The sequence below is a fragment of the Cupriavidus sp. FW305-46 genome (assembly GCF_058787075.1).
On record NZ_JBYSZI010000050.1, the window covers coordinates 14892 to 28220 of the forward strand.

A 13329-nucleotide genomic window follows, 5' to 3' on the forward strand; every position below is an offset into this window, starting at 1 on the left:
GATCAGATCCGCACGGGAATGCCCTCGCGGGCCATGAATGCCTTGGCTTCGCCCACGGTGTGTTGCCCGTAGTGGAAGATGCTGGCGGCCAGCACCGCGTCGGCGCGGCCCTGGGTGATGCCGTCGGCCAGGTCCTGCAGGCCGCCGACGCCGCCCGAGGCGATCACCGGCACAGGTACCGCGTCGCTGACGGCGCGGGTCAGTTCCAGGTCGAAACCGCTCTTGGTGCCGTCGCGGTCCATGCTGGTCAGCAGGATCTCGCCGGCGCCGCGCGCGGCCATCTCTCGCGCCCATTCGACCGCGTCCAGCCCGGTGGCCTTGCGCCCGCCATGGGTGAAGACTTCCCAGCGCGGCGCTTCGCCCGGGGCGGAGCTGCGCTTGGCGTCGATCGCCACCACGATGCACTGCGAGCCGTACCTGGCGGTGGCGTCCGAGACCAGTTGCGGATTGGCGATGGCCGACGAGTTGACGCTGATCTTGTCCGCGCCGGCATTGAGCAGGCGCCGCACGTCTTCGACCGTGCGCACGCCGCCGCCCACCGTCAGCGGGATAAAGACCTGCGAAGCCACAGCCTCGATGATGTGCAGCATCAGGTCACGCCCGTCGCTGGTCGCGGTGATGTCCAGGAATGTGATTTCATCGGCGCCCTGCTCATCATAGCGGCGCGCGATTTCCACGGGATCGCCCGCGTCGCGCAGCTCGACAAAGTTGACGCCCTTGACCACCCGCCCGTTGGTCACGTCCAGGCAGGGGATGATACGTTTGGCTAGCATGAGATTCCTTGTCCGCCGCCAGCTCCAGTCTGGCGGCGGCTGCGCCCGCGGCGCGTTGCCTTATTGCCCGTCGCGCAGCTTGTCCGCCAGCGCCTGCGCGGCGGCAAAGTTGAGATCCCCGGAGTAGATCGCGCGGCCGCAAATGACGCCTTCGACACCTTCGCCCTCGACCGCGCAGAGGTTGTCGATGTCGGCCAGGTTGGACAGCCCGCCGCTGGCGATCACCGGGATCGACATCGATTGCGCCAGCTTGACGGTGGCATCGATATTGATCCCCTGCAGCATGCCGTCGCGGCCAATATCGGTGTAGATGATCGCCTCGACGCCGTAGTCTTCATACTTGCGTGCCAGGTCCGCCACCTCGTGGCCGGTCAGCTTGCTCCAGCCGTCGGTCGCCACCTTGCCGTCCTTGGCATCCAGGCCGACGATGATATGGCCGCCGAAGGCCGAGCAGGCGTCCTTCAGGAAGCCGGGGTTTTTCACCGCGGCGGTGCCGATGATGACGTACGACAGCCCGTCATCCAGCCAGCGTTCGATGGTGTTCAGGTCGCGGATGCCGCCCCCCAGCTGCACCGGGATCTCGTCGCCGACCTCGGCGATGATGGCCTTGATGGCCTCCTCGTTGCGGGGCTTGCCCACGAACGCGCCATTCAGGTCCACCAGGTGCAGGCGGCGGGCGCCCTGCTCCACCCAGTGGCGTGCCATGGCGGCGGGATCTTCGGAAAAGACGGTGGCCTGGTCCATGTCGCCTTGTTTGAGGCGTACACACTGACCGTCCTTCAGGTCGATGGCCGGAATGAGCAACATATGCGTGACGAGCGTGGTTGAGTGATAGAGATTGAGCGAGACCGGCGCTGCCGGTCAGGTCGGGTCGATAGTCGATCGGAAACAGGTCGGGTGACGGGTCGAGTTAGCGGTCGATGATCGGTAAAAAAACGAATCGGGTCAGGGATTCCAGTGGACGAAGTTCCGGTACAGCTGCAGGCCCAGGGCCGCGCTCTTCTCGGGGTGGAACTGCGTCGCGAAAATATTATCGCGCGCTACCGCGCTGGTAAATACGACTCCGTATTCCGTTTCACCGGCAACATGGGCCGGGTCCTGCGCCTGCACATAGTAACTGTGGACGAAATAGAACCAGCTGTCGTCCGGGATACCGTCCCACAGCGGGTGAGGCCTGGCCTGGCGCACCCGGTTCCAACCCATCTGCGGCACCTTGTAGCGCGAGCCGTCGGGCTGCGTCATGCCGTCCAGCGCAAAGCGCACCACCTGGCCGGGCATCAGGCCCAGCGCCGGCGTACGGTCCGCGCCGGCCCGGCTTTCGGTGCTGAACTCGAACAGCATCTGCTCGCCCACGCACACACCCAGCATCGGCTTGCTGGCGGCGGCCTGCACCACCGCCTCCTGCAGCCCGGACGCGCCCAGCGCCGACATGCAGTCGGGCATCGCGCCCTGGCCGGGCAGCACCACGCGGTCGGCCGAGCGGATGCCTTCGGGGGCATCCACCACACGCACGTCCGCTTCCGGCGCCGCGGCACGCAGCGCCTGCGCCACCGAGCGCAGGTTGCCCATGCCGTAATCCACAATTGCTATGGTAGTCATGATTTCAAAACAGGCAACAATGTCTTCAGCCCGTCCACAATGAATTCCACGGCCAGCGCCGACAGGATCAGCCCCATCAGGCGCGTGCCGATATTGATGCCGGTGCGGCCGATGACCCGGGCGATCGGGTCGGCCGCGCGGAACACCAGGTACACCACCGCACCGATCACCACGCCAAGGCCGACCAGGATCAGCAACTGGTACCAGTGCTGGGTCTTGCCGGCATAGACGATCACCGTGCTGATCGAGCCCGGCCCGGTCAGCAGCGGCAGCGCCAGCGGCACCACCGCGATGCTGGACTTTACCTCGGCCTCGTCCTCTTCTTCCGGCGTGGCCTTGGTGCGGCTGGTCTGCGCGTTCAGCATGTTCATGGCCATCATGATCATGATGAGCCCGCCACCCACCTGCAGCGACGCCACCGAGATATTGAAGAACTCGATGATCTGCTGCCCCAGCAAGGCCGACACCGCCACCACGATCGCCACCGAAACCGATGCGATCTTGATGGTACGCAGCTTTTCCGCTTCCGTCTGCAGGCTGGTCAGGCTGATGAAGAACGGGATCGCCCCGATCGGGTTGATCAGCGCCAGCAGCGAAATAAACGACTTGAGCGTATCCATCGGTTGCGGGTCGCCAGCATCGCTGGCCAGGTTCAGGCTTGGAAGGTCAGCGGGCGCCGCAACCAGCCGGCACGCCTACCGTGGTGGAAAGGTCAGAGCGTACCCTTGGTCGACGGGATCGTGTTCGCCGCGCGCGGGTCCAGCTCCACCGCCATGCGCAGTGCCCGGCCAAAGGCCTTGAACACGGTTTCGCACTGATGGTGGGCATTGATGCCGCGCAGGTTGTCGATATGCAAGGTCACGCCCGCATGGTTGACGAAGCCGCGGAAGAATTCGATGGTCAGGTCCACGTCGAAGCTGCCCACGCGCGCACGCGTGAACGGCACGTGGAATTCCAGGCCGGGGCGGCCGGAGAAATCGATCACCACGCGCGACAGGCATTCGTCCAGCGGCACGTAGCTGTGGCCGTAGCGGGTGATGCCTTTCTTGTCGCCGATGGCCTTTGCCACCGCCTGGCCGAGCGTGATGCCCACGTCTTCCACCGTATGGTGGTCGTCGATATGCGTGTCGCCGGTGGCTTCGACCTCCAGGTCGAACATGCCATGCCGGGCGATCTGGTCCAGCATGTGGTCAAGGAACGGCACGCCGGACGCCAGTTTCTGGCGGCCGCTGCCGTCGAGATTCAGGGAAACGCGAATTTGCGTTTCCGAAGTATTGCGGGTGACCTCTGCAACACGCATGGTGTTAATCCTGCAGCGACGCTGCGAATGCCTCAAGGAACTGCGCGTTTTCTTCGGGGGTGCTGACCGTGACGCGCAGACAATTGGCCAGCAACGGGTGCATTTTACTCACGTTCTTGATCAATACCTTGCGGGCCAGCAGCCGGTCGAACGTCTGTGCGGCATCCGGCACGCGCGCGAGCAGGAAATTGGCGGCGCTGGGGAACACCGTCACGCCCGCATGCGCGGCCATGCCTTCGGCCACGCAGGTGCGTTCGTCGCGCAGCTGGGCGGCCTGTTCGTCCAGCACCGACACGTGCTCCAGCGCGAACAGCGCGGCGGCTTCGGTCAGCACGTTGACGTTGTACGGCGGGCGCACCTTGTCCAGCTGCGACAGCCATTCGGGCGCGCCGGCCAAGTAGCCCAGGCGGATGCCGGCCAGGCCCAGCTTGGACACGGTGCGCATCACCAGCAGGTTGCCGAATTCCGTCAGGCGCGGCATCCAGCTGTGCTGCGCGAACGGCTGGTAGGCCTCGTCGACCACCACCAGGCTGTTGCAGACCTCGCCCTGGGCGGCGCGGACGATGCCCTCCATGTCGGCGGCATCGAACAGGTTGCCGGTGGGGTTGTTCGGGTACGCCAGGTAGATGATGGCGGGCTGGTGCTCGGCCATCGCCGCCAGCATGGCGGCGCGGTCGAGCGTGAAGTCCGCGCGCAGCGGCACGCCGACGAACTGCAGGCCGGCGAACTGCGCCGACATTGCGTACATGACGAAGCCCGGCACCGGCGCCATCACCTTGGCGCCGGGCCTGGCCGCGGCCAGCGCCAGCATGCTGATGATCTCGTCGGAGCCGTTGCCAAGCAGCACGTCCATGCCGGCGGGCACCTGCATCACAGTCTTCAGCTTGGCGCGCAGCGCTTCGCTGCTGGGCACGGGGTAGCGGTTCAGCGCGACCTCGCCCAGGCGCTCGGCCAGTTCGCGGCGCAGATCGGGAGGCAGCCGGTACGGGTTCTCCATCGCGTCGAGCTTGACCAGACCGTGCGAATCCGGCACGTGGTAGGCGCCCATGGCGCGCACGTCGTCACGGATGATGCGTTCGATCAGGGAGGGCTCTACGGCTGACATGGGAACTCCAAAGTTGGCTGCGTTATCAGGCAGCGTGGGTCAGTAGATCAACTGCGTTTGGTGAACCGATATTCCGCGCTGCGGGCGTGGGCCTGCAGGCCTTCGCCATAGGCCAGCTCGGCGGCGATCTGGCCGAGCATCTGCGCCCCGCCCTCGCTCACTTCGATCAGGCTCGAACGCTTCTGGAAGTCATAGACGCCCAGCGGCGAAGAGAAGCGCGCGGTGCGCGAGGTCGGCAGCACGTGGTTCGGGCCTGCGCAGTAATCGCCGAGCGACTCGCTGGTATAGGGGCCCAGGAAGATGGCGCCGGCGTGGCGGATCTTCTCGCTCCACTGGCGCGGGTTCTCGGCGGAGATCTCCAGGTGCTCGGGCGCGATCGCGTTGGCGATCTCGCAGGCCTCTTCCATGTCGCGAACCTTGATCAGCGCGCCACGGCCGGAGATCGAGGCGGCAATCACCTCGCGCCGCGGCATGGTGCCGAGCTGGCGCTGGATGCTGGCTTCGACGCGGGCGATATAGCCGGCGTCCGGGCACAGCAGGATCGACTGCGCCAGTTCGTCGTGCTCGGCCTGCGAGAACAGGTCCATCGCCACCCAGTCGGGGTCGGTGGTGCCGTCGCAGATCACCAGGATCTCGGACGGGCCGGCAATCATGTCGATGCCGACGGTGCCGAATACGCGCCGCTTGGCCGCGGCCACATAGGCATTGCCCGGGCCGACGATCTTGTCGACCTGCGGCAGCGTCGCCGTGCCGTAGGCCAGCGCGCCAATCGCCTGGGCACCGCCGATGGTGAACACGCGGTCCACGCCGGCGATCTGCGCGGCGGCCAGCACCAGCTCATTGCGCACGCCGCCCGGCGTGGGCACGACCATGATGATTTCCTTCACGCCCGCCACGCGCGCCGGGATTGCGTTCATCAGCACCGACGACGGATACGCGGCCTTGCCGCCCGGCACATAGATGCCGACGCGGTCCAGCGGCGTCACCTTCTGGCCGAGCATGGTGCCGTCGGCCTCGGTGTATTCCCAGCTGTGGCTGCCGCATTCGATCTTCTGCTTCTCGTGGTAGGCGCGCACGCGCGCGGCGGCGGCCTCCAGCGCGGCGCGGCGCTTGGGCTCGAGGTCTTCGAGCGCGGCTTCGAGCTGCTGCTGCGACACCTCCAGCGCGCCCATCGACGACGCTTCCACGCGGTCGAAGCGCTTGGTGTATTCCAGCACCGCGGCATCCCCGCGCGCCTTCACGTCAGCCAGGATCTGCGCCGCGGCGCGATCGATGGCCTCGTCCTCGCCAGCCTCGAAGGCCAGCACCTGGCGCAGCGCCTCGGCAAAGCCAGGCTTGCTGGAATCGAGCCGGCGGATCGGCAGGTTTTCCATTTCGGTTGCGTTCATGACTACTTTCCTCTCAGTCGGCGCGGGCCTGGTGTGGCCTTACGCCAGCGCCGCCGAAGCCCGTTCGAATGCGTCGAGAATCGGCGCAAGCCGCTCGCGCTTGAGTTTGAGCGCGGCCTGGTTCACCACCAGCCGCGACGAGATCTGCACGATCTCTTCGACTTCAACCAGGTTGTTGGCGCGCAGCGTGCTGCCAGTGCTGACCAGGTCGACGATGGCGTCGGACAGGCCCACCAGCGGGCCCAGCTCCATCGAACCGTACAGCTTGATCAGGTCGACGTGAACGCCCTTTTTCGCAAAATGCTCGCGCGCGGTCTGCACATACTTGGTGGCCACGGCCAGGCGCGCGCCCTGGCGCACCGCGTTGGCATAGTCAAACCCGGCCGGCACCGCCACCGACATGCGGCAGCGCGCGATGTTCAGGTCGATCGGCGCGTACAGGCCGGCCATGCCGCTTTCCATCAGCACGTCCTTGCCGGCCACGCCGAAATCGGCGGCGCCATACTGGACGTAGGTCGGCACGTCCGAGGCGCGCACGATCACCACGCGCACGGCCGGGTCGGAGGTCGGCAGGATCAGCTTGCGCGAGGTCTCGGGGTCCTCGGTGACGCGGATGCCGGCGGCTTCCAAGAGCGGCAGCGTCTCGGTGAAGATGCGGCCCTTGGACAGCGCCAGCGTCAGCTGGTTGGGCGATGCGTTGAAAGTGGGGCTCATCGGACTTCCTCAGGCAATGCGGCGGATCTTCGCGCCCACTGCCGACAGCTTGTCTTCCATGCGGTCGTAGCCGCGGTCCAGGTGGTAGATGCGGTCGATCACGGTCTCGCCATCGGCCACCAGGCCGGCGATCACCAGGCTGGCCGAGGCGCGCAGGTCGGTCGCCATCACGTTGGCGCCCGACAGGCGCGGCACGCCGTTGACCACCGCGGTATTGCCTTCGACCGCGATGTCGGCGCCCAGGCGGTTCAGTTCCTGCACGTGCATGAAGCGGTTTTCGAAGATGGTCTCGGTCACGCGCGCGGTGCCTTCGGCCACGGCATTGAGCGCCATGAACTGCGCCTGCATATCGGTCGGGAAGGCCGGGTATTCCGAGGTGCGGAAACTCACGGCCTTCGCGCGTTGGGGCATGGCCAGGCGGATCCAGTCGGCGCCGGTCTCGAGTTTTGCGCCGGCTTCGCGCAGCTTGTCGAGCACGGTGTCGAGGATGTCCGGCTGTACGCCGCGCAGCACCAGGTCGCCCAGCGTCGCGGCGGCGGCGCACAGGAAGGTACCGGCCTCGATGCGGTCGGCGATCACGCTGTGGCTGGCGCCATGCAGGCGCTCCACGCCCTGCACTACCAGGCGGTCGGTGCCGATGCCTTCGATCTTCGCGCCCATCTTGACCAGCAGTTGGGCCAGGTCGGTCACCTCGGGCTCGCGCGCGGCGTTTTCCAGCACGGTCTCGCCTTCGGCCAGCGTGGCGGCCATCAGCAGGTTCTCGGTGCCGGTCACGGTGATCATGTCGGTGACCACGCGCGCGCCCTTCAGGCGCTTGGCCCGCGCATGGATAAAGCCGTGTTCGATGGTGATCTCGGCGCCCATCGCCTGCAGGCCCTTGATGTGCTGGTCGACCGGGCGCGCGCCGATGCCGCAGCCGCCGGGCAGCGACACGCGGGCCTCGCCGAAGCGGGCCACCAGCGGGCCCAGCACCAGGATCGAGGCGCGCATGGTCTTGACCAGCTCGTACGGGGCCTCGAGCACGTTGACGTCGGCGCCGTTCAGGGTCACGCGGGCGCCATCCAGCTCGGCCTGCATGCCCATCTGGCGCAGCAGCTTGAGGGTGGTGCGCACGTCCTGCAGGTTAGGCACGTTGTCCAGCGAAACGGTATCCGCCGTCAGCAGGCCCGCGCACAGGATCGGCAGGGCTGCGTTCTTGGCGCCCGACACGCGGATTTCGCCCTTCAGCGGGCCATTGCCGTGGATCTGGAATTTGTCCATGTTCTGTCGTCTGGAGCCGGGCACGCGCCCGGCGTCATGGTTCTGGGGCCGCGCGGGTGGCGCGGCGCATATTGGCGGGGCTTACTTGCCTTCGCCCGCCTGCCACTCGGCAGGCGTCAGCGTCTTCATCGACAGCGCGTGGATCTCGGCACGCATGCGGTCGCCCAGCGCGGCGTAGACGCGCTGGTGGCGCTGGATCAGCCGCTTGCCTTCAAATTCGGCGCTGACGATGGTGGCAAAGAAGTGCTGGCCATCGCCCTCGACTTGCAGATGTTCGCAGGGCAGTCCTTGGGCAATGTAATCCCTGACTTGTTCCGGTGTAGGCAGCATGGGGTTCTCTTCAGCGTGATTCAGTATGGCCGGCCACAGTTCAGTGGCGCAGCTTGTATCCGGACTTCAGCAAGCGCAGCGCCAGCGCGGCCAGCACCACGAACGCCGATCCGACCACCGCCAGGCTGAACAGCGGCGACACGTCCGAGACGCCGAAGAAGCCATGGCGGAAACCGTCGATCATGTAGAAGAACGGATTGGCATGGGACACCGCCTGCCAGAAGGCGGGCAGCGAATGGATCGAATAGAACACGCCGGACAGGAAGGTCGCCGGCATGATCAGGAAGTTCTGGAACGCGGCCAGCTGGTCGAATTTCTCGGCCCAGATGCCGGCGATCAGGCCCAGCGTGCCTAGGATGCCCGCACCCAGCAGCGCAAAGACGAGGATCCAGCCCACATTGGCAAAATGCAGGTTGGCAAACCACGCCGTCACCAGCAGCACGCCCAGGCCCACGGTCAGCCCGCGGATCACCGAGGCCACCACATAGGCGCCGAACATTTCCCAGTGCGACAAGGGCGGCAGCAGCACGAACACCAGGTTGCCGGTGATCTTGGACTGGATCAGCGATGACGAGCTGTTGGCAAACGCGTTCTGCAGCACGCTCATCATCACCAGGCCGGGCACCAGGAAGGCGGTGTAGCTGATCTGGTCATAGACCTTGACCCGGTCTTCCAGCACATGGCCGAAGATCAGCAGGTACAGCACCGCGGTCAGCACCGGCGCGGCCACGGTCTGGAAGCTCACCTTCCAGAAACGCAGCACTTCCTTGTACAGCAGGGTGCGGAAACCCACCAGGCCGCCCACGGCCATCGGCCCGAGGCCGGTGTCGTCCAGGACCTCGATATCGCCAGGCTGCTTCATGCCACGGCCTCCATCGCCGGATCGGGCAGCGCACCGGGCATATGCCCCTCGCGGCGCATGATCTGCACAAATACGTCCTCGAGGTCGGCCTTGTTGATTTCCATGTTTTCGATGTCACAGCCCGCTTCGCGGCAGGCGGCCAGGATCGGTTCAACCGCCTGGTAGCCCGACAATCGCAGGCGCACCGCGCGCTCGCCGGGGTTGGCCGGCATGCGCAGCGGCTCCAGCGCCGGCGGCAGGACGCCGCGCGCAAAGGTCAGCACCAGCTGCAGGCCGGCAAACTGCGTCAGCAGGTTGCTGGTGCGGTCCAGCGTCACCACCTCGCCGAACTTGAGCATGGCAATGCGGTCGCACAGGGCCTCGGCCTCTTCCAGGTAGTGCGTGGTCAGGATGATGGTGTGCCCTTCCCGGTTCAGGCGCGAGATGAATTTCCACAGCGTCTGGCGCAGTTCCACGTCCACACCGGCAGTGGGCTCGTCCAGCACGATCACCGGCGGGCGGTGCACCAGCGCCTGCGCCACCAGCACGCGCCGCTTCATGCCGCCCGAGAGCTGGCGCATATTGGCGTCGGCTTTCCCGGTCAGGTCCAGGTTGGCCATGATCTCGTCGATCCAGTCGTCGTTGCGGGTCAGGCCAAAGTAGCCCGACTGCAGCCGCAGCGTCTCGCGCACCGTGAAGAACGGATCGAACACCAGCTCCTGCGGCACCACGCCCAGCATACGCCGGGCCATCCGGTAGTCGGCAACGACATCGTGGCCAAGCACACTGACGCGGCCGGAATCGGCGCGGTTCAGGCCGGCGAGGATCGAGATCAGCGTGGTCTTGCCGGCGCCGTTGGGCCCGAGCAGGCCGAAGAATTCGCCGCGTTCGACGGTGAAGCTGACGCCCTTGAGCGCCTGCAGGTTGCGGTAGCGCTTGCGAACGTCGTGGATTTCAATGGCTTTCATGGCCGATTGTTTGTGGCGGGTTCGGCATTTTTGGGGCCGGCCGCCGGGAATTGGGGAGCAACTGCGTGCCCGGACTTCCTGGCCCGGCATGGCATGAACCGGTAGCAGGCGGGGGGATGGGCGAACAACCCGGAATTATAGGGGATGCGGGGATGGTCCCGCTTGATCCGCCCCCAGGGGCTCGGCGACCGCGCAGGGCCGTCGCCGCGGCATCGCGGGCGGCCGCCGTGCTGGCGACCGGCGATGCCGGATCAATGTCGGTGGTGGTGCCCCTGCGCTGCGGCCGCGGGGGCCAGGCCCAGCAGACCGTCCACGCCGTACAGGCTGGCCAGTTGCGACAGCTGCGGCGGCACGCCGCGCAGCGACAGCGCCTGCTTGCGCGCGGCGGCGGCGCGGTTCCATGCCAGCAGCACGGCGACCGCGGAGGAATCCACCTGCGCCAGGCCGGTGCAGTCGACCTGCACCTCGCCCTGCGCCAGGCGCGCCAGCCCGTCACGCAGCACGGCGGCGGCGTTCTGGTTGGTCAGCGAGGTACCTAGCGAGAGCATGGATGCGTGGCCTGGGGATCGGTAGCTTGAATACAGTGGCAAAAACGACGACTCCCGCACGTCGGGCGGGAGTCTGTGCCGCGAGCGGCCATTGTAGAGCAGATCGGTGCGCCGTGCTGCATTGCAGCGGCGCACCGTTGGGCAGGCGCCTCAGCTCTTGGCGCTGGCCAGCTGGCGGTTGCGGTCCTGCAGCGTCTTGATCACGCCCTCGACGCCCTGCTGGCCGACGATGGTATTGAAGCTGCCCTTGTAGGCTTCGGTCAGCCAGGCGCCCAGCACGTTGATGTCATAGACCTTCCAGCCCTGGGCGGTCTTTTCCAGGCGGTAGTCCATCTGGATCGGCTCGCCCTTGTTGACGACCTGGGTGCGGATGGTGGCATCGGTATCGTCAGCCGTGCCGCGGTACGGGCGGTACTGCACGGTCTGGTCGCGGATCTGGGCAATGGCGCCGGCATAGGTGCGGATCAGCAGGGTCTTGAATTCCTCGGTGATCTGCTTCTGCTGCTCGGGCGTGGCCTTGGACCAGTTGCGGCCCATGGCGATCTGCGTGGTCTTCTGGAAGTTGGCGTTGGGGATGATCTTCTGTTCGACCAGCGCGGTGATCTTGGCGATATTGCCGGCCTGCATGTCCTTGTCGGCCCTGACGGTGGTCATCACGTCGTTGACCACGGCCTTGACCAGCCCATCCGGGGTGGCCGCGTCCTGGGCCGCCACCTGGGCATGCGCCGTGCCTGCGAAGGCAACTACCGTAAGGAAGGGGACCAACAGTCGCTTTATCATGGATTTTCCTTCTTTATCAAAGACGTTCTTCGCCGAGGGCGAACTGGCCAGGCGCCAGGCTGGCGCGCGGCCTTGCGGAGATTGGAACATAAGCGCGGGGCGGTGGTTGCACCAGCAAGCGCCTTTCCCGCTACTTACAAACAAATTGTTTCAGCCCTCACAGGGCATTCACAGCCTGGCGCGGACCCTGGAGCCGCCCGCGCCGCGCAGGGTCAGCGGATACGCACCCCCGGCATGATCCGCTGCATCGGATCCATGGGCGGTATCGGCAAGCTCTGGCTCTCAGGCTGCAGGTCGCCCGAGGGCGTCTGCGCAGGCTGCGCCGGGGTGGCGGCCGGGGCCGAGGCGTCGGCCGGCGGCGCGGCGGGCGCCTGTGCTGCAGGCTGCGACGGCGCAGCCGGCGTGGCGGGCGTCGCGGGCGTTTCACCTTCGGTCCCGGCAGGGGCTTCAGGGCGCGCCGCCGGGGTCTCCGGGGCGCTGTCTGCATCTTCGTCGCCGTCAGGCGGGTTGCCGTCGTAGACCAGGTACTGGCGCCGCTGCAGGTAGGAATCGCGCAGGAACGAGTACTTGTCCAGCGCCGCCTGCTCCAGCAGGTTGCTGGCGCCGAGCAGCTGCGCCCGGCCGGCAACGATGCGCACGCCGGTCAGCGAATTGCGCAGCGATACCGGATAGAGATAGGCCGACGGGTCGAAACTGCGGTCCACCAGCATGCCGCCGGTGTCGCGCACGGTGCTCGGCCCGAACAGCGGCAGCACCAGGTACGGCCCGGGCGGCACGCCCCACACGCCCAGCGTCTGGCCGAAGTCTTCCTTGTACTTGGGCAGGCCGGCCGGGGTGGCGATGTCGATCAGGCCGCCGATCCCCAGCACGGTGTTCATGGCCACCCGCATGGTGTCCTCGGCGGCGCGGGTGGGCTTGCCCTGCAGCAGGTTGTTCGCCGCCGAGTAGACATCGCTCACGTTGGAGAAGAAGTTCTCCACCGCGCGCTGCACCGGCGTGGGCATGTAGTCGGCATAGACCTGGGCCACCGGGCGCAGGATGCCCTTGTCGAAGTCTTCGTTGATCTTCGAGATTTCGCGATTGAACGGCTCAAGCGGGTCTTTCGGATTGGCGGTGGGGCCCGTGGCGCAACCGGCGAGCACGGCCGCGGCAGCGACTGCGGCCAGGCCCTTGCAGAACGATGGCGCAACGCTCATTTGAGGTCCCCTGCCGGCGCCGGCGCGCTGGCACCGGCCGGCGCACCGCCGCCGGCATCTGCCGCCTTGTTGTACAGGAACTGTCCGATCAGGTTTTCCAGCACCACGGCCGACTGCGTCATGGTGATGCGCGCGCCTTCGGCCAGCATGGCGGCGTCGCCGCCGGCTTCAAGGCCGATGTACTGCTCGCCGAGCAATCCGGATGTCAGGATCTTGGCCGAGGTGTCCTTGGGGAACTGGTAGCGCTTCTCCAGGCTCATCTCGACGGTGGCCTGGTAGGTCTTGTCGTCGAAGCGGATCGCCGCCACGCGGCCGACCACCACGCCCGCGCTCTTGACCGGCGCGCGCGGCTTGAGCCCGCCGATGTTGTCAAAGCGCGCCTGCACGCTGTAGGTGTCCTGGAAGGAAAAGGCGCTCATGTTCCCCGCCTTGAGGGCCAGGAACAGCACGGCGACGAACCCCGCCGCCACGAACAGCCCCACCCAGAAATCGAGTGCGTTCTTTTTCATTGGAATCTCTTTCTTCAA

16 protein-coding genes are annotated in these 13329 nt (G+C 66.6%); all 16 read right to left on the minus strand.

Annotation, left to right across the window (positions count from 1 at the left end; genetic code table 11):
* Positions 1 to 2 precede the first annotated feature (2 nt).
* On the minus strand, positions 3 to 773 hold the full coding sequence (gene hisF, locus AC3WON_RS22565) for an imidazole glycerol phosphate synthase subunit HisF (RefSeq protein ID WP_492320410.1): 771 nt from the start codon (positions 771 to 773) through the stop codon (positions 3 to 5).
* A gap of 60 nt (positions 774 to 833) precedes the next feature.
* On the minus strand, positions 834 to 1580 hold the full coding sequence (gene hisA / locus AC3WON_RS22570; RefSeq protein WP_427311601.1) for a 1-(5-phosphoribosyl)-5-[(5-phosphoribosylamino)methylideneamino]imidazole-4-carboxamide isomerase: 747 nt from the start codon (positions 1578 to 1580) through the stop codon (positions 834 to 836).
* A 138-nt stretch (positions 1581 to 1718) separates the two neighbouring features.
* Positions 1719 to 2372, minus strand: coding sequence for an imidazole glycerol phosphate synthase subunit HisH (gene hisH, locus AC3WON_RS22575; protein ID WP_035813874.1), 654 nt, complete (start codon positions 2370 to 2372; stop codon positions 1719 to 1721).
* Positions 2369 to 2992 (minus strand): YchE family NAAT transporter, encoded by a 624-nt coding sequence (locus AC3WON_RS22580; RefSeq protein WP_010812329.1) that lies wholly within the window; start codon positions 2990 to 2992, stop codon positions 2369 to 2371. Before AC3WON_RS22580 ends, hisH begins: the two co-directional genes overlap by 4 nt.
* A gap of 92 nt (positions 2993 to 3084) precedes the next feature.
* Complete coding sequence (hisB, locus tag AC3WON_RS22585; RefSeq protein ID WP_013958203.1) at positions 3085 to 3672, minus strand: imidazoleglycerol-phosphate dehydratase HisB; 588 nt, start codon at positions 3670 to 3672, stop codon at positions 3085 to 3087.
* 4 nt (positions 3673 to 3676) lie between these two features.
* Positions 3677 to 4777: a histidinol-phosphate transaminase gene (gene hisC, locus AC3WON_RS22590; RefSeq protein ID WP_492320411.1), complete on the minus strand. Its 1101-nt coding sequence runs from the start codon at positions 4775 to 4777 to the stop codon at positions 3677 to 3679.
* Between the two features lie 47 nt (positions 4778 to 4824).
* Positions 4825 to 6165: a histidinol dehydrogenase gene (gene hisD, locus AC3WON_RS22595; protein ID WP_035826019.1), complete on the minus strand. Its 1341-nt coding sequence runs from the start codon at positions 6163 to 6165 to the stop codon at positions 4825 to 4827.
* A 39-nt stretch (positions 6166 to 6204) separates the two neighbouring features.
* Positions 6205 to 6879, minus strand: a complete 675-nt coding sequence (gene hisG, locus AC3WON_RS22600) for an ATP phosphoribosyltransferase (RefSeq protein ID WP_010812333.1) — start codon at positions 6877 to 6879, stop codon at positions 6205 to 6207.
* Between the two features lie 9 nt (positions 6880 to 6888).
* Complete coding sequence (gene murA, locus AC3WON_RS22605; RefSeq protein WP_011616142.1) at positions 6889 to 8139, minus strand: UDP-N-acetylglucosamine 1-carboxyvinyltransferase; 1251 nt, start codon at positions 8137 to 8139, stop codon at positions 6889 to 6891.
* A gap of 81 nt (positions 8140 to 8220) precedes the next feature.
* A complete protein-coding gene (locus AC3WON_RS22610) occupies positions 8221 to 8469 on the minus strand; it encodes a BolA family protein (RefSeq protein WP_010812335.1) in 249 nt (82 codons plus the stop codon).
* A 40-nt stretch (positions 8470 to 8509) separates the two neighbouring features.
* The gene (locus tag AC3WON_RS22615) at positions 8510 to 9331 is read right to left on the minus strand and encodes an ABC transporter permease (RefSeq protein WP_492352799.1); all 822 of its coding nucleotides are present in this window, start codon (positions 9329 to 9331) and stop codon (positions 8510 to 8512) included.
* A complete protein-coding gene (locus AC3WON_RS22620) occupies positions 9328 to 10278 on the minus strand; it encodes an ABC transporter ATP-binding protein (RefSeq protein WP_010812337.1) in 951 nt (316 codons plus the stop codon). The genes AC3WON_RS22615 and AC3WON_RS22620 overlap by 4 nt, the downstream gene beginning before the upstream one ends.
* Positions 10279 to 10529: 251 nt before the next feature.
* Positions 10530 to 10862, minus strand: a complete 333-nt coding sequence (locus tag AC3WON_RS22625; RefSeq protein ID WP_492352805.1) for an STAS domain-containing protein — start codon at positions 10860 to 10862, stop codon at positions 10530 to 10532.
* 114 nt (positions 10863 to 10976) lie between these two features.
* On the minus strand, positions 10977 to 11606 hold the full coding sequence (locus AC3WON_RS22630; RefSeq protein WP_492320412.1) for an MlaC/ttg2D family ABC transporter substrate-binding protein: 630 nt from the start codon (positions 11604 to 11606) through the stop codon (positions 10977 to 10979).
* Between the two features lie 212 nt (positions 11607 to 11818).
* Positions 11819 to 12802 (minus strand): MlaA family lipoprotein, encoded by a 984-nt coding sequence (locus AC3WON_RS22635; protein WP_492320413.1) that lies wholly within the window; start codon positions 12800 to 12802, stop codon positions 11819 to 11821.
* Positions 12799 to 13311: an outer membrane lipid asymmetry maintenance protein MlaD gene (gene mlaD, locus AC3WON_RS22640; RefSeq protein WP_492320414.1), complete on the minus strand. Its 513-nt coding sequence runs from the start codon at positions 13309 to 13311 to the stop codon at positions 12799 to 12801. The genes AC3WON_RS22635 and mlaD overlap by 4 nt, the downstream gene beginning before the upstream one ends.
* Positions 13312 to 13329 lie beyond the last annotated feature (18 nt).